The sequence below is a fragment of the Providencia sp. PROV130 genome, assembly GCF_028482225.1.
Classification (GTDB): domain Bacteria; phylum Pseudomonadota; class Gammaproteobacteria; order Enterobacterales; family Enterobacteriaceae; genus Providencia; species Providencia rettgeri.
On sequence record NZ_JAMPQC010000022.1, the window covers coordinates 111136 to 130295 of the forward strand.

Consider the following 19160-nt stretch of genomic DNA (forward strand, 5'->3'; position numbering starts at 1 on the left):
ATATAATATTAATAATATACCAATCACTAAACCCGACGATATATCATCGGGTTTAGTGTTAATTAATTACTCAACCGTCACCGACTTCGCCAAGTTACGTGGTTGGTCTACGTCTGTACCTTTAATCAATGCAACGTGATAAGACAACAGTTGCAGAGGAACAGTGTAGAAAATAGGTGCGATGAGCTCTTCAACATGAGGCAGCGAAACAATTTTCATATTTTCACTAGCTTCAAAGCCCGCATCTTGGTCAGCAAACACATACAGCAAACCACCACGCGCACGAACTTCCTCAATATTTGATTTCAGTTTTTCTAACAATTCATTGTTAGGTGCCACGATGATAACAGGCATATCGGCATCAATTAACGCTAATGGGCCGTGCTTTAATTCACCAGCGGCATACGCTTCCGCGTGTATATATGAAATCTCTTTTAATTTCAGAGCCCCTTCAACGGCAATAGGGAACTGATCACCGCGGCCTAAGAACAACGCGTGGTGTTTATCAGAGAAATCTTCTGCCAATGCTTCAATGACTTTATCTTGCGATAACATGCTTTCAATACGCGCAGGCAATGCATGCAGAGCGTGAGAAATATTTTCTTCGAGCTCCGGATTAGCACCTTTCAAACGGCCCATATACGCCACTAGCATTAGTAAAACGGTTAACTGTGTGGTAAACGCTTTGGTTGATGCCACACCAATTTCAGCCCCTGCTTTGGTCATCAGGGCAAACTCAGATTCACGTACCAGTGAAGAACCCGCAACGTTACACACCGCTAAAGAAGTCAAATAGCCTAACTCTTTCGATAAACGCAATGCTGCCAGTGTATCTGCAGTTTCACCTGATTGAGACAGCGTTATCATTAAGCTGTTTTTACGGTGCGCAGGGTTACGGTAGCGATACTCTGAAGCGATTTCCACATCACATGGAATACCCGCTAAAGACTCAAACCAATAACGCGCTACCATGCCAGCATTGTAAGATGTCCCGCAAGCTACGATTTGGATATGTTCAACTTGAGATAAAATTTCACTCGCACGAGGGCCTAATTCGCTCAGATCAATGCCATTATCTTTGCTAAAACGCCCTTCAAGGGTGTTTTTAATCGCCATCGGCTGTTCATAAATCTCTTTTTGCATGTAATGGCGGTAAACGCCTTTATCGCCTGCATCATATTGAACGTTTGATTCAATTTGCTCACGATCGACAGCTTCACCACTTTTATCAAAGATACGAACAGTACGACGAGTGACTTCGGCAACATCCCCTTCTTCAAGGTAAATAAAGCGACGAGTCACAGGCAACAATGCTAATTGGTCTGATGCTAAGAAGTTTTCACCCACACCTAAACCAATAACCAATGGGCTACCAGAACGTGCGGCGACTAATAATTCAGGAATACGGCTATCCATAATTACCGTACCATAAGCACCGCGTAATTGTGGAATAACACGTTGAACCACTTCCACCAGCGTGCCGCCCTTTTGTTGTTCATGGTGAACAAGATGAGCAATCACTTCGGTGTCAGTTTCTGAACTAAAGACATAACCGAGCTTTTTCAGTTCATCTTTCAGTTCTAAATAGTTTTCAATAATGCCGTTATGAACAACAGCAATATAACCAGAGGTATGTGGGTGAGCATTACGTTCACTTGGAATACCATGAGTCGCCCAACGGGTATGTGCAATCCCCGTTCCACCCGATACTGGGTTTTTCTCCGCTTCCTCAGCCAACATTTGCACTTTGCCCACTTCACGTAAGCGTTGCAAATGGCCTTCGTGATCAACTACTGCCATACCCGCAGAGTCATAACCACGATACTCAAGACGACGAAGACCTTCTAACAGAATTTCTGCAATATCACGTTGTGCAACAGCACCTACAATTCCACACATATTATTTTGATTCCTAGACAAAAGGTTTCTTTCTTTAGAAACCTTCATTTGTCGCAACCTAATTGTTGTACAGTTTTCACTGTTCCCCAGCCTTGTAGAAAATGGGGATATTATTTTTATATTGCTACCTTAGGTAGCTATTTTAATTTTCGCGATTAATTCGCATTTATAATAGGAGAGATATTGCTACCTCTCCTCAATATTTACTTATTTTTTCTTAACTGGACGTTGCCAGTTTTTAATATGCATTTGCTTTACACGGCTGACAACGAGTTCGTCTTCATTCACGTCACGAGTTACCGTCGTGCCAGCACCAATTGTTGCACCTTTTGCTACAGAAACTGGCGCGACTAATTGAGTGTCTGAGCCTACAAATACATCATCACCAATAATGGTTTTGTGTTTATTTGCGCCATCATAATTACAAGTGATAGTACCTGCGCCAATATTCACGTTATCGCCAATTTGGGCATCCCCAAGGTAACTTAAATGACCCGCTTTAGAGCCTAAACCTAAAGAGGCATTTTTTATTTCGACGAAATTGCCCACATGCGCTTTGTCTGCTAATTTAGCACCTGGACGTAAACGCGCAAAAGGGCCAACAGTACAGTCAGTGGATAATTCAGAGTTTTCTATCACTGAATAAGGGCTGATAACCGAGTTATCACCAATCACACAGTCTTTTAAAATACAACCAGATTGAATATGCACGTTATTCCCTAATGTGACATTGCCTTCAATAATCACGTTAGTATCAATAATAATATCGCGACCATGAGTTAGATTTCCGCGCAGATCAAAACGTGCAGGGTCAATTAACATTACTCCTGCTAATAACAATTTTTCCGCTTGTTCTTTCTGATAAACTCTTTCTAACGCAGCCAGTTGTAGGCGGTTATTCACGCCTTCCATCTCACTTAAATGTTTAGGATGAACGGTTGCAATTTTATTACCTTCTTTATGTGCTAATGCAATAATATCAGTAATATAATATTCGCCTTGTGCGTTATCGTTGTTTAGCTGTGCCAACCAACGTTTAAAATCTTTACCGCTGGCAACCATGATCCCAGTGTTAATCTCTTGGATTTTACGTTGCTCTTCAGTCGCATCTTTTTGCTCGATAATACCGACAACTTCATTATTTTCACGAATGATACGGCCATACCCTGTTGGGTTATCTAAAATAACCGTCAGTAAGCCAATACCACCTTCTGGCTTCACGTCAATTAAGCGATCTAGGGTATCTTTAGCAATTAACGGTACATCGCCATATAGCATGACAATATTTTCATCGTCTTGGAAGCTTGGCGCGGCTTGTTGCATCGCATGGCCAGTGCCGAGCTGCTCGGCCTGCAATACCCAATTGAGGTTTTGCTCACCTAGTTTTTCTTTCAGTAAATCACCGCCATGTCCGTATACCAGATGAATATCTGATGCACCAATGGATTTTGCTGTATCTATAACATGCTGAACCATTGGTTTGCCTGCAAGCAAATGCAAAACTTTAGGTAGCTCTGAATACATCCGTGTGCCTTTACCGGCAGCTAAAATCACGACACTTTTTCTTTGCACAGTCATTTTTCCTGAAACTCCAACTTAGGGATGAAAGTAAACCTATTTCCTTTATAAATTACTACATATTTCGCTCAAATAAAAAAGCCAGTTAGACTTAACCAACTGGCTTTTTTTACTATACCGCTATCATTACATTAGCTTTTTAGTTAACTCGATGACTCGAAGTTTCGCTATTGCTTTTGCAAGTTCTGCTGATGCCTGAGCATAATCAACATCGCCGTGAGCTTTACGGACGTGTTCTTCCGCTTTGCGTTTAGACTCCACTGCACGAGCTTCGTCTAAATCTTTACCACGGATCGCTGTATCAGCGAGTACGATAACACCATTTGGTTGTACTTCTAAAATACCGCCGGAGAGGTAAATTAGCTCTTCTTCACCAAACTGTTTGGTAATACGTACCATGCCCGGTTTTATGGCAGTCAGCAGCGGGGTATGCTGCGGGTAAATCCCCAGCTCACCTTCACTACCTGTCACCTGAATTTTCTGTACCATGCCTTCAAACATTTGTTTTTCAGCACTCACTACAGTCAGGTGGTATGTCATTGCAGCTACCATATCAACCTCCTGTCAGCTGGATTAAAGCTTTTTCGCTTTTTCCACAGCTTCGTCAATGGTACCAACCATATAGAACGCTTGTTCTGGCAGGTGGTCGTAGTCACCGTTCAGGATACCGCTGAAGCCACGGATAGTGTCTTTCAGGGAAACAAACTTACCTGGTGAACCGGTAAATACTTCAGCAACGAAGAATGGTTGAGACAGGAAGCGCTGGATCTTACGAGCACGAGCAACAACCAGTTTGTCTTCTTCAGACAGTTCATCCATACCCAGAATTGCAATGATATCTTTCAGTTCTTGGTAACGTTGCAGAATAGACTGAACGCCACGAGCAACATCATAGTGCTCTTGACCAACAACCAGTGGGTCAAGCTGACGGCTAGTAGAATCCAGAGGGTCAACCGCAGGGTAGATACCCAGTGATGCGATTTGACGGCTCAGAACTACCGTTGCGTCTAAGTGAGCAAAGGTGGTCGCTGGTGATGGGTCAGTCAAGTCATCCGCTGGCACGTAAACCGCTTGAACGGAAGTGATAGAACCTGTTTGAGTTGAGGTAATACGTTCTTGCAGAACACCCATCTCTTCCGCCAGCGTTGGCTGATAACCTACCGCTGATGGCATACGACCTAACAGTGCTGATACTTCAGTACCTGCCAGTGTATAACGATAGATGTTGTCAACGAACAGCAGTACGTCACGACCTTCGTCACGGAATTTTTCAGCCATAGTCAGACCAGTCAACGCAACGCGCAGACGGTTTCCTGGTGGCTCATTCATCTGGCCATAAACCAGTGATACTTTATCCAGAACGTTTGAGTCGGTCATTTCATGATAGAAGTCGTTCCCTTCACGAGTACGCTCACCAACACCTGCGAATACTGAGTAACCTGAGTGCTCAATCGCGATGTTACGGATCAGTTCCATCATGTTTACTGTTTTACCAACACCCGCACCACCGAACAGACCAACTTTACCACCTTTCGCGAATGGACAGATTAAGTCCATTACTTTGATACCGGTTTCCAGCAGTTCTGTTGAGTTAGCTAGTTCTTCATAGCTAGGTGCAGCACGGTGAATTGACCAGCGCTCTTCTTCGCCGATATCACCTTTCATATCAATAGGCTGACCCAGAACGTTCATGATACGTCCTAAAGTTGCTTTACCTACTGGTACTTCAATTGGGTGCTCTAAGTTTACAACTTCTAAACCACGGCTCAGGCCATCTGATGTACCCATTGCGATACAACGGACAACACCACCGCCTAACTGTTGCTGAACTTCCAGCACCAGTTTTTCTTTACCGTTAACAACCTCAAGAGCGTCGTACACTTTTGGTACGTCATCTTGAGGGAACTCGACGTCCACAACGGCGCCGATTACCTGGATAATCTTTCCAGTAGCCATCTTGAATCCTCTACGTAATTCGTAAACCTAGCTGTTAAACCGCGGAAGCACCCGAAACGATTTCGGTAAGCTCCTGAGTAATGCTGGCCTGACGAGCTTTGTTGTAAACCAACTGCAACTCTTTGATCAGGTTTCCACCATTATCAGTAGCGGCTTTCATCGCTACCATTCGTGCGGCCTGCTCACTAGCCAGGTTTTCAACGACGCCCTGATAAACCTGCGACTCGATATAACGACGTAGCAGGGTATCCAGCAACGCCTTAGGATCGGGTTCGTAAATGTAATCCCAAGACTTCTTCTTCAGTGTTTCATCATTGCTTGCAGGCAATGGTAACAACTGAAGAATAGTTGGCTCCTGAGACATTGTATTGATGAACTTATTCGTCACCACATACAGTTTATCCAAACGCCCTTCATCATAGGCTTGTAGCATTGTGTTAACTGGACCAATCAAATCCGAAAGCGTTGGGTTATCCCCCATTCCGGTAACTTGAGTCACGACATTGCCGCCCACAGAACCGAAGAATGATACCGCTTTAGAACCGATTAAAGCCAAGTCAACCTGAACGTTTTTCTCAGACCATGACTTCATATCTGCTAATAGTTTTTTGAACAGGTTAATGTTCAAGCCACCACACAGACCGCGGTCTGTTGAAACAACCAGATACCCGACACGCTTAACTTCACGCTCTTCGAGATATGGATGTTTATATTCCAGATTACCTAACGCTAGGTGACCAATCACACTGCGCATGGTTTCTGCATAAGGACGGCTGGCCGCCATGCGTTCCTGCGTTTTACGCATTTTGGACGCAGCGACCATTTCCATCGCTTTAGTGATCTTTTGTGTATTTTGTACACTTCCGATCTTGGAACGTATCTCTTTTGCGCCGGCCATTTCTGCTTCTCCTTATTAACCAGACGGCCCTAGGAACTGGGCCGAATAGTATTACCAGGACTGAGTTGCTTTAAATGATTCGAGCAGTTTTTTCAACTTGCCTTCGATATCATCGTTATAGCTACCAGCCGGGCCAATTTCGTTCATAAGGTCAGCATGCTCGCGCTGTGCAAAAGAAACTAAAGCAGCTTCAAACGCACCAATTTTCGCTAACTCAACATCATCCAAGAACCCACGTTCTGCCGCGAACAGAGACAGTGCCTGCTCTGCTACTGACATTGGTGCGTACTGTTTCTGTTTCAGCAGTTCAGTTACTTTCTGACCATGACTTAACTGTTTACGAGTCGCGTCATCGAGGTCGGAAGCAAACTGAGCAAACGCTGCCAGTTCACGATACTGAGCAAGTGCGGTACGGATACCACCAGACAGTTTCTTGATAATTTTAGTCTGAGCAGCACCACCAACACGAGATACTGAAATACCTGGGTTAACCGCTGGACGAATACCAGAGTTAAACAGGTTAGATTCCAGGAAGATCTGACCATCTGTAATCGAAATTACGTTTGTTGGTACGAATGCAGAAACGTCACCAGCTTGGGTTTCAATGATAGGCAGAGCTGTCAATGAACCTGTTTTGCCTTTAACTTCACCTTTAGTAAAGTTTTCTACGTATTCAGCGTTAACGCGAGCAGCACGCTCAAGTAAACGTGAGTGCAGATAGAAAACGTCGCCAGGGTAAGCTTCACGTCCTGGTGGACGACGCAGCAACAGTGAGATTTGACGGTATGCAACAGCCTGTTTAGACAGGTCATCGTATACGATCAGAGCATCTTCACCGCGGTCACGGAAATATTCACCCATCGCACAACCAGCATATGGCGCTAAGTATTGCAGAGCAGCTGATTCAGATGCTGTAGCAACAACAACGATAGTGTTTTGCAGTGCGCCGTGCTCTTCCAGTTTACGAACTACGTTAGAAACGGTAGATGCTTTCTGGCCGATAGCCACGTACACACATTTGATGCCTGAGTCGCGTTGGTTGATGATTGCATCGATAGCCAAAGCAGTTTTACCTGTTTGACGGTCACCGATAACAAGCTCACGCTGACCACGACCGATTGGGATCATGGCATCGACTGATTTATAACCAGTTTGAACTGGTTGATCAACGGATTGACGGTCGATAACACCTGGCGCAATAACTTCTACAGGAGAGAAGCCATCGTTATCAACAGGACCTTTACCATCAATTGGTTGACCCAGTGTATTCACAACACGTCCTAGCAGGCCACGGCCTACTGGAACTTCAAGAATACGACCAGTACATTTAACTTTCATGCCTTCAGCCAAGTCGGCATAAGGACCCATAACGACCGCACCAACAGAGTCACGCTCTAAGTTCAGTGCGATAGCGTAACGGTTGCCAGGCAGTGCGATCATTTCACCCTGCATGACTTCGGCTAAACCGTGAATACGAATGATACCGTCATTAACGGATACAATCGTACCTTCATTGTGAGCTTCACTCACAACATCGAACTGAGCAATACGCTGTTTGATCAGTTCGCTGATTTCGGTGGAATTCAGTTGCATATGCTCCAGTCCCCTTAAGACTGCAAGACGTCAGTTAAACGCTCTAAGCGACCGCGGATACTCCCGTCAATAACGAGGTCTCCAGCACGAATGATCACTCCAGCAATAACAGACTTATCAATTTTGCAATTCAGCTTAACTTTGCGTGACAGACGTTTTTCCATCGCTGCAGAAATTTTAGCTGACTGCTGTTCACTCAGTTCGTTAGCAGAAATCACATCAACTTCAATGGTTGATTCCAGAGAGTCGCGCAATTGGATAAACTGCGTCAACACTTCTGGCAGCGTCGTTAAACGCCCGTTATCTGCCATAACACGAATCAGATTCTGAACATGCTCGTCAATTTCATCTCCACAAACAGAGATAAACGTTTTAGCTAATGTTTCTGGTGCAATAGAACCAGAAAGCAGCTCCCCAACCTGTTCATTGCGCGTCACCTCAGCGGTGAAGGCTAGCATTTCCTGCCATTTAGCAACAGCTTGGTTTTCCACAGCAAAGTCAAAAGCTGCTTTGGCGTAGGGGCGAGCTACAGTAGCAATTTCAGACATGCCCCTCCCTCCTTACAGTTCAGCGACTAGTTTATCAACGATGTCGCTGTTAGCAGCTTCATCCACGGAACGTTCGATAATCTTCTCGGCACCTGCGATAGCAAGCATCGCAACCTGTTTACGTAACTCTTCACGTGCACGTTTGCGCTCAGCATCAATTTCAGCTTGCGCTTGCGCGACGATTTTTGCACGTTCTGCTTCTGCTTCTGCTTTTGCTTCATCAATCATTTGAACGCGTTGTTTATTCGCTTGTTCAATGATGACTTGAGCTTCAGCTTTCGCTTTTTTCAGTCGGTCGGTTGCGTCGGTTTGCGCCAGTTCCAGGTTCTTTTTAGCACGTTCTGCGGAAGATAAACCGTCAGCAATTTCTTTTTGACGTTTTTCAATGGCCGCCATAATCGGTGGCCATACATACTTCATACAGAACCAAACAAACAGGACAAACGCGATAGCCTGGCCGAGGATTGTTGCATTTAGATTCACAGACAATACCTCATATTCATTAGTGAATTAATGTTCTTACAGTGTTCCGTAACGTTAATTAGGCAACAGCGAACATTACATACAAGCCCAGACCAACAGCAATCATCGGAATAGCATCGACCAGACCCATTACGATAAAGAACTGTGTACGCAGCAGAGGAATTAAATCTGGCTGACGAGCAGCACCTTCTAAAAATTTACCACCTAGGATGCCGATACCGATCGCAGCACCGATCGCCGCTAAGCCCATCATCACAGCGGCAGCCATGTACAGCAGATCCATACTCAGGTTTTCCATGACAGTCTCCAGTTTGTTTCAGTTAATACAATTATTGATAAAATTAAATTAGTGTTCTTCAGATGCCATCGACAGATAGACAACCGTCAGAACCATAAAAATAAAGGCTTGTAGCGTAATAATCAGTATGTGGAAGATAGCCCAAGGTAGGCTTAACAACCACTGTGACCACCACGGTAGCAGAGCCGCGATAAGAATAAAGATCAATTCACCTGCATACATGTTACCAAACAGTCGCAGACCGAGTGATACAGGTTTTGACAGCAGGCTTACCCCTTCAAGAATCAAGTTGACTGGAATGAAGACAGGATGGTTAAAAGGCTGCATTGTGAGCTCTTTTGTAAATCCGCCAATTCCTTTCATTTTGATGCTGTAGAAGAGGATTAGGATAAACACACCAATAGCCATCGATAATGTGACACTAACATCTGCGGTTGGTACTGCACGTAATGCAGGTAACCCGAGATAATGCTCAGCAATATACGGAAGGAAATCAATTGGGAGTAAATCCATTAGGTTCATTAAGAATACCCAGACGAACACCGTTAATGCTAAAGGAGCAATAACTTTGCTCTTGCCGTGATACATATCACGGACTGAGTTATCAACGAAACCAATGATCAGTTCTATTGCAGTCTGTAACTTACCGGGTACGCCACTAGTCGCATTAACTGCAACTCTTCTAAATAGCCACAGGAACAGAGCCCCGAGAACTACCGAGAAAAAAAGCGAGTCAATGTTCAACGTCCAAAATGTTGGACTAGCGTGGGGATCGACCAACTTAAAGGTACTCAGGTCCAACTGAAGGTTTCTCAGATGGTGGCCTATGTAATCCTCTGTAGTCATCACTTCTCCTGATGCAGACATGATGCCTCTTACCCTTTTGTAGTTTAAAAATACTTACCGTTTAAAAACGGCTGGTGCAACAATCTGAACAATTAGCACCGCTAAATAGGTCAAACCCAGTGGTGTTAATGACGCTTTGAACACACCGAAAGCAACAACTAAGACAGCGATAGTTGTAACAACCTTTAGCCCTGCTCCTAATGCTAAGAACCAGGCAATGCGGACAGGTTCATCCTCTCCTTTTGCTTTCTGAAATTGTGCTAGCAGCATAAATACGATATTTGGTAACCAGCATGCTAACCCACCAGCAAGAGCAGAGGCCCCCCATTCTATACTATTTGCACAGAAAGCCCCACTGAGGATCACTAAAGTTATAAACTGAACAGACAACTGCTTTGCAGCGTGTTTGTTGTCATAAAGGGATACAGACATAACTTTTTGTTTACTCCCAGCTCTTCTCAGCCTCAGAAACGCTAAGTGTTGTATAAAACTGCCTTTGCGTAAATGTGTCAAGAGACAAAAACGTGCAAATTATACGGGCAGGCGAAATGAATTCAATCAGTAAGTAGCGAAAAGGTGAATAAATATTTAATTTTTTCGAGTTGGCGCAGAATTGTCGCTGTAATAATTAATAAATGGTTAATGAATTGCTGCATATATTCACATTAATGTGATAAATATCACATTTAGCTTTATTCTCTTTATTTATTCTTTCAACTTTACTGACAACAAAAAATAGATTTAATCTGTAAATCAAACAATTAAAGAAGCAGATTTTTAAGTTAAATTTAAAAGTGATAAATCAAATATTTTACTATTAACTATTTATCTAGCTAAATCGATTAAGTAAAAATTGCCAATTTCCTTATATTTTTTCTTTCAACACCTTATTTTTGAAACTTATTCGTTATTTCCATGTAAATAACACGTGAAATATAAATATTTATTCTTTAGCTAAAAACAAGAATAGCCGGTGCTTTGTAACACACCGACTATCGCTCTAAAAGACAAAATATTTTGACAGAAAGCAACTTTATTTTATAGAAACTTTAACTAAATGGCGCTGTTCATCAAGTTCAGGCACTTCAAGCTCTGTGATAGATTCAATCACAAAACCTTCTGGTAGCGCTATTTCATCATCACGAATGACGCCTTTAAGCGCATAAAAACGCCCATCAGATGACGGTAAATGATGGCACCAACTCAGCATATCGTTCAGTGAAGCAAATGCGCGGCTAATCACCCCATCAAAACCATTTTCAACCGGGTACTCTTCAACACGTGATTGAACAGGTTCGATATTCGTTAGCCCTAGTTCATGTTGAACCTGTTTTAAAAAGCGTATGCGCTTTCCTAAGCTGTCCAGTAAAACAAAATGGGAATCAGGACGAACAATAGCTAAAGGAACGCCAGGTAAGCCTGGCCCCGTTCCTACATCAATAAATTTTGTTCCGTTGAGTTGACCGTTCACCACTATGCTGTCCATGATATGACGGATCAACATCTGTTGTGGGTCACGTACCGAAGTCAGGTTATAGGCTTTATTCCATTTAGCTAATAACCCAACATAGTCAACTAACTGCTGTTTTTGCTTTTCCGTTAAATCAATATCGGTTTTTGCTAGCAATTGATTAAGTTTCGATAATAAATCCATGTTAAGCGCTCCGGCGTAGCATGCCTTGTTTCTTCAGCCAAACAAGTAAAATAGAGATTGCCGCAGGCGTGATCCCTGAAATTCGTGATGCTTGACCAATAGATGTCGGTTTATGGTCGTTCAGTTTCGCCATCACTTCGTTCGACAACCCTTTAACTTGTTTGTAATCGAGGTCAACAGGCAACAAGGTATTTTCATTACGCAGTTGTCTTTCGATTTCTTCTTTTTGGCGAGCGATATAACCTTCGTATTTAACTTGGATTTCCACTTGATCCGCAGCTTGAGGATCGTCAATCCCTGGGGCAAACAGGTTGAGCGAGGTTAGCATTTGATACGTCATTTCTGGACGACGCAGTAAATCTTCCCCATTTGCTTCTTTCGATAATGGAACGGTTAAAATTCCATCTATCTCAGTATGGTTGTCTGATTTAGGATGAACCCAAATATCTTTTAAGCGTTGACGTTCTTTTTCAATCAGTTCAACTTTTTTATTAAAGTGAGCCCAACGTACGTCATCAACTAAGCCTAACTCTCGGCCTTTTTCAGTGAGTCGTAAATCGGCATTGTCTTCACGAAGCATCAAACGGTATTCCGCACGTGAAGTAAACATACGGTAAGGTTCTTTTGTCCCTAAAGTACAAAGATCATCAACGAGAACGCCAATATAAGCTTGGTCACGACGAGGAAACCAACCGTCTAAACCAAAGGCATGTTGTGCAGCATTAAGGCCCGCTAATAGCCCTTGAGCCCCGGCTTCTTCATAACCTGTTGTACCGTTAATTTGGCCAGCAAAGAATAAACCATCAATAAATTTACTCTCCAGCGTTTGTTTTAGGTCTCTAGGGTCAAAGAAATCGTACTCGATAGCATAACCAGGGCGAATGATCCTTGCATTTTCCATTCCTTTCATGGAATGAACAATTTGCATTTGAACATCAAATGGTAAGCTGGTGGATATCCCGTTAGGATAAATTTCATTGCTGGTTAAGCCTTCTGGCTCTAAGAAGATCTGATGTGAGTCTTTATCTGCAAAACGCATGACTTTATCTTCGATCGAAGGGCAATAACGTGGGCCGATCCCTTCAATAATCCCTGCATACATAGGGCTACGATCCAAGTTATTTCTGATCACATCATGGGTTTTTTCATTGGTATAGGTGATATGACAAGGCATCTGTTGTGGATGTTGATCTTGTGAACCTAAAAATGAAAAAACGGGCATTGGGTCATCACCTAGCTGTTGAGCTAACTGACTGAAATCAATAGTTCTTGCATCAATACGTGGTGGTGTTCCTGTTTTTAAACGATTAACACGTAAAGGCAATTCTCTCAAACGTTGAGAGAGTGAAATCGAAGGAGGATCCCCTGCACGACCGCCACTGTAATTTTCTAAACCAATATGAATTTTGCCATCAAGGAAAGTACCAACGGTTAATACCACAGCTTTGGCTTTAAATTTTAAGCCCATGCGGGTAATTGCCCCAGTAACTCGATTGTTTTCAACAAGCAAGTCTTCTACGGGTTGTTGGAAAATCATTAAATTAGGCTGATTTTCTAAAGCCATTCTGACAGCTTGGCGATACAGAACACGGTCAGCTTGTGCTCGGGTTGCACGAACAGCAGGCCCCTTGCTGGCATTTAATGTTCTAAATTGAATACCTGCTTTGTCTGTAGCTATGGCCATTAGACCACCTAGGGCATCAATTTCTCTAACCAGATGTCCCTTACCGATCCCACCGATGGCTGGGTTGCAAGACATCTGGCCCAATGTATCAATATTGTGAGTCAGTAATAGGGTTTGACGCCCCATACGTGCAGCTGCCATTGCTGCTTCAGTACCGGCATGACCACCACCAATTACGATGACGTCAAATTGCTCTGGATAAAACATGTGTGGACCTTAAACGTTAGAAAATGCGAATTGTGCATTTGAGGAGAGAATTCTACTCAAGTTTGAGGAAGAGACCAAGCTTTAGGTTTCCCCCTTATATAATATAAAGATCTTTTTATTTAAAGATCTCTTTATTAGATCTTTTATTAGGATCACCGGTTTCTGTGGATAAGTGGATTTTCACGTTAAAGATCATAAAACTGTAAAGGATCATATACTGTGAATGATCCGTGATCCATTTGCGTATAAGCTGGGATCAAAATGGGTACTTATACACAGGCCTTGGGAGCCTAAAAACTTATACTCTGGATAACTACGGGTTAATACCGGGATCTTCCCTGAGTTATCCACAGCGGACTGCTGGTATTTTAATCAAATCAGAGTTCGTTTGCCCAAATTTTAACCCATTCCCCAGCGGGATCTTCCGGTATTTCGTGTTGTTGGACATCAATTTCCAAACATTCACCGATCCTTTTAGCCCCTTGTTTGATTAATAAAGCATCTATTTTGTGGATCGCTCCACAGAAAGTGTCATATTCAGAGCTACCGATCCCAACAGAGCCAAATTGGACTTCGCTTAGATCAGGGGCGTTTTCTTCTATTGAATCAAAAAGAGGTTGAATATTTTCAGGTAGATCACCTGCACCATGTGTTGAGCTCACCACCAGCCATATACCTTCAAGTGTTAAGTCATCAAGCTCTGGGCCATGTTGAATTTCAGTTTCATGACCGAGTTCTTCTAAAATCTCTGCCATGTGCTCGGCAACATACTCCGCACTGCCCATTGTACTGCCACTTATTAAGGTTACTTTTGTCATGGTGATTCTCTTTCACAATAATAGGCCGCTATTGTACGCTGTGAATGAGCTGGGATCTACCTGTGGATAATGTGGTTATATCATTTTTTTTCTACGGGTTGATTGTTCGTAAGATCGGGTTTTGTAAGGAGATCAGTGTTTCTGTGGATTGTATCTCATCAATGGTCTGAATTTTGTTGATAAGTACGTCTTGTAAAGAATCGATAGAACGGCACATGACTTTAATAAAAATGCTGTATTGCCCTGTTGTGTAGTACACCTCGACAACTTCTTCTAAGGCATCTAATTTTTTTAGTGCGGTTGGGTAATCTTTTGCACTTTTTAAAATAATGCCAATAAAGCAACAAACATCAAAACCTAATTGTTTTGGGTTTATATCAATACGCGTGCCTTTAATAATTCCTGCTTGCTTCATTTTTTCGACTCGGACATGAATTGTTCCGGGGCTAACAGCGAATTTTTTTGCTAATTCAGCATACGGTATGCGCGCATTTCCCATTAATTCGTGAAGTATGTCACGATCGAGATTATCGATTTGATAATTTTCCGGCATTATTTCACCTCCATTTTAACGATTCATCATTTTTATACCTGTTTTTTTATTCAAAATAAACAGTAAAGGCTTTTTTTAATGATGGATATTGAATTTATACCTCATTTTGTTGCTTAATCTATACATCAGCTAACACAGCTAACAAATTATGGGAATAAATTATGGACAAGTCATTTATCGAACATCAGCAACAAATTAGTTTTGTGAAATCGTATTTCTCACGTTTACTTGAAAAAGAATTAGGGTTAATTGAAGTTCAAGGACCAATCCTAAGCCGTTTAGGGGATGGTACTCAAGACAACTTATCGGGCAGTGAAAAAGCCGTTCAAGTAAAAGTGAAATCAATTCCAGGTGCAACCTTTGAAGTGGTTCATTCTTTGGCTAAATGGAAACGTAAAACATTAGGGCGTTTCGGTTTTAGTAAAGGCCAAGGTCTATACACGCATATGAAAGCGTTGCGTCCGGACGAGGATCGCTTAACCCCAATCCACTCCGTCTATGTTGATCAGTGGGATTGGGAAAAAGTGATGGCAGATGAGGAACGTACACTTCCTTATCTGAAGCAGACAGTGGGTAAAATCTATAAAGCAATAAAAGAAACAGAAGCTGCCGTAAGTAAAGAGTTTGGGTTGGCACCGTTCCTGCCAGACCAAATCCACTTTATTCACAGTGAAGAATTGTTACAGCGCTATCCTGATTTAGATGCGAAAGGGCGTGAACGGGCAATCGCGAAAGAATTAGGTGCAGTATTCTTAATTGGTATCGGTAGTAAGCTATCTAGTGGTGAATCACATGATGTTCGTGCGCCAGACTACGACGACTGGACAACAAAAAATGAAGACGGTTTTTGTGGTTTGAACGGCGACATCATTGTGTGGAACCCTGTTTTACAGGACGCATTTGAGCTTTCGTCAATGGGAATTCGCGTAAGTCCAGAGTGTTTGACCCGCCAATTAAAGTTAACTGATGATGAAAAACGTATGGAATTAGAATGGCACCAAGCGTTAGTCAAAGGCGAAATGCCACAAACTATCGGTGGTGGCATTGGCCAGTCACGCTTAGTCATGCTACTTCTTCAACGCCAACACATTGGCCAAGTGCAATGTGGTGTATGGGGTGCTGAAATGCAAGAATCTGTTGAAGGTATGCTGTAATTAGCGACTAAAGCGGCGTAACAACCTGCTTTTTAACCCAGTATCAAAACGCCAAATATGGTCAAAGATTTTCATGATGCTGGGTTTCCCATAATTTGACACAGATACCGCATGGAAGCGGTATTTACCTTTCTTCTGCATGGTTTTTATTTTTTGAATCAACTCATCAGGTAAACGCTGAGCAACAAAATCAGAAATCACCACGGCATCTGCATCTATCCACTGCTTTGATTCCAATTTTATTGCTGTTTCTTGCAAACAAGCCGCAAGATCAGTCCCACCTTTAAATGTTTGATGTAAAAATCGAATACATTGCTCTAGACCATCAATAGAAAGCAAATCGTAATGCACAATTTCTGTGGAAAATAACATCACATGACATGAGCGGTTATCCGCCAGCGCAATTTTCATTAATGCGAGGCAAAAAGCCTTTGCACAGCGTTCATTTAAACCGCCCATCGAACCGGAAGTATCAATACATACAACAAATGGACCTCTCGGTTGTTCTTCATCATGGTGATGTGTTATTGGGCGAAGAACTTTCCTTTCTTGCCAGCTATCTCCTTGTAATCGATAAGTTAGAAGCTGTTTTTCAAGTAATTTTCGATAGAACTCAAATTCAATATCTTCAAGACCTAACATAGCGAGTTCTGCAGGTAATAACCGTAAAATATCGTCACTTTGATTTAAGCCATTAACTTGCTCAGGAACAGTCTCAGGCACTTTTTCCATGATAGTCATCGGTTCTAGCACCACGCTATCATCAGGGATTGCTTGCGCAGTTTGGCTACGGCCTAATAATTGGGCTATTTTTTCTAATTCAGGTTGCTGACGTAAAAATTCACTGTATCGGCTTAATAATTGGTCATTATAAGCTGAAGTCATGTTCACACCTTTGGTTAAATCCCACAACCGGCCAGCAGCACGTTCATTTTCACCTAAGATATCCTCTAAATTGCCACTTAGTGCTAATCGGCGCTGTAGTTCCGCCAGCAATTGTTCTTTTTCTTGTTCTAACATTTCTTTATGTAAAGTCGTCACTTGTAAAATTAAACTGACTCGCCATTTTTGTACAAACAGTGATTGCCTTGCACTACGATTTTCTATTTTTCCACTCTGTAACTGATGTGCCTCACGGTAAAAAGGGGAGTCCAGTTGGTGAAGTTTTGCTATGACACTCGGTAATTGGATAAAAAAGGCATCGGTTGAAATGCCAAGAGATTGACGATAAAGCTCAAATTCTTCCGAAAGTTGAGCTGGAACGAGCGCATCTTGCATACGCTGTTTGAGATCTTTTTTCCAACCGGATAAATCTTTTAGTAACGCTTTTTTTAATCTAGGGTGCTTTTCAAAAAAGACCGCCAATTGAGGAGTTGCTAGCAAAGATATAATTATCTCCTCGATTAATTGACCTTCATTAACCGAAAGTAGCATTTCTAGTGTGGCTAAACTCATCATCGTTATTCAGCCACTTTACCTGTGATTTGGTTACGTAATTGGCTTAGTTTTTCCGTGAGTTTCATGAAGCTTTGTTCAATATCTGCAAGCCAGTGTGATTCAATAAATAAGTTGGGCTGCTGTTTTTCAAACTGATAGCGTGCGGCTTGAACTTCTTCTTGAATTTTATCTAGTTTGTCTAGCCATTCTTGGTTATTTGTATTTGGCACGAGTGATGAGGCTTTATCTTGAATATATAAAGTAGATGATTGATGACTTACATCTAATAACTGTATTTGGTTTAAATTATTCACTTCAGCGGCAATGTCTTGTGCAAAACCAATCCCATTTAGGTGAGCGGATAGTGTCGTTCCTTTATTTAAGAACGTTATCAGTGATTTTTTATCAGTAGTTACAAAAGTCACTTTCATATTATGTAGTTGCAGTGGACGATGTAAAAACAGGGTAATTCGACCGTCACTGATATTTTCGGGCAGTACATATGACGCTTTACGAGCAAACATCGCATTGTTTTTATTGACTTTAAATGCGTCTTGGTTGTTTTGGTCTTGGGTCGATGACATCCATTGCTGATAAATCTGCTCTATTTCTCGAGTCAACTTTCGCTGCTGCCAGCCATCATCTTGTAATAATGACTGTAATAGTTGCGGTAAAGTCTTCATCGATTGCATGTCATGCCAGAGGCAATCTTTTAATAACACAAGATCTAGAGGAGATACGCTGTTGCGACCATTAAAGAAAGCACTTGCTTGTAATAGGTAAACTGCTTTTTTCCAGCGCCTATCGGAAACATAAAGTTGTTTATCTGTAGCATCTAATTGTTGGCGTAATTGGTAAATAAGTTCAAAACAGTGATCGGGTAGCGTAATTTTGGGAATTTCTTGTTGCCATTGTTGGTACTCTTCATCGCTAATTTTTAAATGTTCTGGCATTTGAGATTCATTCAGCGATGATTTTCCTGTTAATAGTGCGCGAAAATTTTGTTTTTCTTGCACTTTATCCAGCCAAATACGTACAAGCATTCTGTCGAATAGCGCCTCAAGGCTATTATCTGCATCAGGTAACTCATTTGATGCTGTGACTAATAACCGCATCGGGATGGATTTTTCTTCATCACCATTACGGAACTTGCGCTCATTTACCGCGGTTAATAAAGTATTTAAGATGGCAGGGCCTGCTTTCCATATCTCATCAAGGAATACGACTTCAGCGTCAGGTAAATAACCTTTAGTTAATCGTTCATATCGGCCTTCATCTTTTAGCGCTTGTATTGAAAGAGGGCCAAATATTTCTTCAGGTGTTGAAAATCGCGTCATTAAGTACTCAAAAGCATTTGCCTGACGAAAAGCATATTTCATTCTTCGTGCAATCAAGCTTTTGGCAATACCCGGAGGGCCTAATAGAAATACGCTTTCGCCGCTTAATGTGGCTAATAAGCACAAACGAATAGCCTGCTGGCGTTCATATAAACCGCTTTCAAGGTAATTGCTTAATTGGGCAATTCGTTCAGCAAGCTGCATTATTCATTCCTTT

Annotated in this window: 18 protein-coding genes; 1 reads left to right on the forward strand and 17 read right to left on the reverse strand. The window is 42.2% G+C overall.

The window, feature by feature from the left end:
• Nucleotides 1–66: 66 nt before the first annotated feature.
• The 15 genes from glmS to asnC all read right to left on the reverse strand — a co-directional run bounded on the left by glmS (nt 67) and on the right by asnC (nt 15015).
• Nucleotides 67–1899 (reverse strand): glutamine--fructose-6-phosphate transaminase (isomerizing), encoded by a 1833-nt coding sequence (gene glmS / locus PSF28_RS15580; RefSeq protein ID WP_272684254.1) that lies wholly within the window; start codon nt 1897–1899, stop codon nt 67–69.
• A 207-nt stretch (nt 1900–2106) separates the two neighbouring features.
• A complete protein-coding gene (gene glmU, locus PSF28_RS15585) occupies nt 2107–3477 on the reverse strand; it encodes a bifunctional UDP-N-acetylglucosamine diphosphorylase/glucosamine-1-phosphate N-acetyltransferase GlmU (RefSeq protein WP_210835497.1) in 1371 nt (456 codons plus the stop codon).
• Nucleotides 3478–3603: 126 nt separating this feature from the next.
• Nucleotides 3604–4029, reverse strand: a complete 426-nt coding sequence (locus PSF28_RS15590; protein ID WP_004906291.1) for a F0F1 ATP synthase subunit epsilon — start codon at nt 4027–4029, stop codon at nt 3604–3606.
• A 21-nt stretch (nt 4030–4050) separates the two neighbouring features.
• Complete coding sequence (gene atpD, locus PSF28_RS15595) at nt 4051–5433, reverse strand: F0F1 ATP synthase subunit beta (protein WP_210835499.1); 1383 nt, start codon at nt 5431–5433, stop codon at nt 4051–4053.
• 34 nt (nt 5434–5467) lie between these two features.
• On the reverse strand, nt 5468–6331 hold the full coding sequence (gene atpG, locus PSF28_RS15600; RefSeq protein ID WP_004906741.1) for a F0F1 ATP synthase subunit gamma: 864 nt from the start codon (nt 6329–6331) through the stop codon (nt 5468–5470).
• A 51-nt stretch (nt 6332–6382) separates the two neighbouring features.
• Nucleotides 6383–7924, reverse strand: coding sequence for a F0F1 ATP synthase subunit alpha (atpA, locus tag PSF28_RS15605; protein WP_004906297.1), 1542 nt, complete (start codon nt 7922–7924; stop codon nt 6383–6385).
• 14 nt (nt 7925–7938) lie between these two features.
• A complete protein-coding gene (gene atpH / locus PSF28_RS15610; RefSeq protein WP_004906300.1) occupies nt 7939–8472 on the reverse strand; it encodes a F0F1 ATP synthase subunit delta in 534 nt (177 codons plus the stop codon).
• Nucleotides 8473–8484: 12 nt separating this feature from the next.
• Nucleotides 8485–8955, reverse strand: coding sequence for a F0F1 ATP synthase subunit B (atpF, locus tag PSF28_RS15615; RefSeq protein WP_004906301.1), 471 nt, complete (start codon nt 8953–8955; stop codon nt 8485–8487).
• Nucleotides 8956–9013: 58 nt separating this feature from the next.
• Nucleotides 9014–9253 (reverse strand): F0F1 ATP synthase subunit C, encoded by a 240-nt coding sequence (gene atpE, locus PSF28_RS15620; protein ID WP_004093904.1) that lies wholly within the window; start codon nt 9251–9253, stop codon nt 9014–9016.
• Nucleotides 9254–9301: 48 nt separating this feature from the next.
• Nucleotides 9302–10120, reverse strand: a complete 819-nt coding sequence (gene atpB / locus PSF28_RS15625; RefSeq protein ID WP_004906738.1) for a F0F1 ATP synthase subunit A — start codon at nt 10118–10120, stop codon at nt 9302–9304.
• Between the two features lie 33 nt (nt 10121–10153).
• A complete protein-coding gene (atpI, locus tag PSF28_RS15630; protein WP_004906317.1) occupies nt 10154–10531 on the reverse strand; it encodes a F0F1 ATP synthase subunit I in 378 nt (125 codons plus the stop codon).
• A gap of 601 nt (nt 10532–11132) precedes the next feature.
• Nucleotides 11133–11753, reverse strand: a complete 621-nt coding sequence (gene rsmG / locus PSF28_RS15635) for a 16S rRNA (guanine(527)-N(7))-methyltransferase RsmG (protein WP_210835502.1) — start codon at nt 11751–11753, stop codon at nt 11133–11135.
• 1 nt (nt 11754) lies between these two features.
• A complete protein-coding gene (gene mnmG / locus PSF28_RS15640) occupies nt 11755–13644 on the reverse strand; it encodes a tRNA uridine-5-carboxymethylaminomethyl(34) synthesis enzyme MnmG (RefSeq protein ID WP_272685313.1) in 1890 nt (629 codons plus the stop codon).
• Nucleotides 13645–14021: 377 nt separating this feature from the next.
• Nucleotides 14022–14462: an FMN-binding protein MioC gene (mioC, locus tag PSF28_RS15645; protein ID WP_272685314.1), complete on the reverse strand. Its 441-nt coding sequence runs from the start codon at nt 14460–14462 to the stop codon at nt 14022–14024.
• A 91-nt stretch (nt 14463–14553) separates the two neighbouring features.
• Nucleotides 14554–15015, reverse strand: coding sequence for a transcriptional regulator AsnC (asnC, locus tag PSF28_RS15650; protein WP_004906728.1), 462 nt, complete (start codon nt 15013–15015; stop codon nt 14554–14556).
• Between the two features lie 161 nt (nt 15016–15176).
• Between asnC and asnA the strand changes: the two genes are divergently transcribed.
• Nucleotides 15177–16169 (forward strand): aspartate--ammonia ligase, encoded by a 993-nt coding sequence (gene asnA / locus PSF28_RS15655; RefSeq protein ID WP_272685315.1) that lies wholly within the window; start codon nt 15177–15179, stop codon nt 16167–16169.
• Here asnA and viaA read toward each other — a convergent pair whose 3' ends face one another.
• Together viaA and ravA are read right to left on the reverse strand one after the other, a co-directional pair.
• The gene (gene viaA, locus PSF28_RS15660; RefSeq protein WP_272666408.1) at nt 16170–17627 is read right to left on the reverse strand and encodes an ATPase RavA stimulator ViaA; all 1458 of its coding nucleotides are present in this window, start codon (nt 17625–17627) and stop codon (nt 16170–16172) included.
• 2 nt (nt 17628–17629) lie between these two features.
• On the reverse strand, nt 17630–19147 hold the full coding sequence (ravA, locus tag PSF28_RS15665; protein WP_210835507.1) for an ATPase RavA: 1518 nt from the start codon (nt 19145–19147) through the stop codon (nt 17630–17632).
• Nucleotides 19148–19160 lie beyond the last annotated feature (13 nt).

Bases quoted from the DNA above. Each gene is read 5' to 3' on its own strand.
- viaA (WP_272666408.1), bottom strand. From the start codon at position 17,627: ATGATGAGTTTAGCCACACTAGAAATGCTACTTTCGGTTAATGAAGGT.
- rsmG (WP_210835502.1), bottom strand. From the start codon at position 11,753: ATGGATTTATTATCGAAACTTAATCAATTGCTAGCAAAAACCGATATT.
- atpA (WP_004906297.1), bottom strand. From the start codon at position 7,924: ATGCAACTGAATTCCACCGAAATCAGCGAACTGATCAAACAGCGTATT.
- atpH (WP_004906300.1), bottom strand. From the start codon at position 8,472: ATGTCTGAAATTGCTACTGTAGCTCGCCCCTACGCCAAAGCAGCTTTT.
- atpB (WP_004906738.1), bottom strand. From the start codon at position 10,120: ATGTCTGCATCAGGAGAAGTGATGACTACAGAGGATTACATAGGCCAC.
- PSF28_RS15590 (WP_004906291.1), bottom strand. From the start codon at position 4,029: ATGGTAGCTGCAATGACATACCACCTGACTGTAGTGAGTGCTGAAAAA.
- atpI (WP_004906317.1), bottom strand. From the start codon at position 10,531: ATGTCTGTATCCCTTTATGACAACAAACACGCTGCAAAGCAGTTGTCT.
- mnmG (WP_272685313.1), bottom strand. From the start codon at position 13,644: ATGTTTTATCCAGAGCAATTTGACGTCATCGTAATTGGTGGTGGTCAT.
- glmU (WP_210835497.1), bottom strand. From the start codon at position 3,477: ATGACTGTGCAAAGAAAAAGTGTCGTGATTTTAGCTGCCGGTAAAGGC.
- ravA (WP_210835507.1), bottom strand. From the start codon at position 19,147: ATGCAGCTTGCTGAACGAATTGCCCAATTAAGCAATTACCTTGAAAGC.
- atpE (WP_004093904.1), bottom strand. From the start codon at position 9,253: ATGGAAAACCTGAGTATGGATCTGCTGTACATGGCTGCCGCTGTGATG.
- mioC (WP_272685314.1), bottom strand. From the start codon at position 14,462: ATGACAAAAGTAACCTTAATAAGTGGCAGTACAATGGGCAGTGCGGAG.
- atpD (WP_210835499.1), bottom strand. From the start codon at position 5,433: ATGGCTACTGGAAAGATTATCCAGGTAATCGGCGCCGTTGTGGACGTC.
- asnC (WP_004906728.1), bottom strand. From the start codon at position 15,015: ATGCCGGAAAATTATCAAATCGATAATCTCGATCGTGACATACTTCAC.
- glmS (WP_272684254.1), bottom strand. From the start codon at position 1,899: ATGTGTGGAATTGTAGGTGCTGTTGCACAACGTGATATTGCAGAAATT.
- atpG (WP_004906741.1), bottom strand. From the start codon at position 6,331: ATGGCCGGCGCAAAAGAGATACGTTCCAAGATCGGAAGTGTACAAAAT.
- asnA (WP_272685315.1), top strand. From the start codon at position 15,177: ATGGACAAGTCATTTATCGAACATCAGCAACAAATTAGTTTTGTGAAA.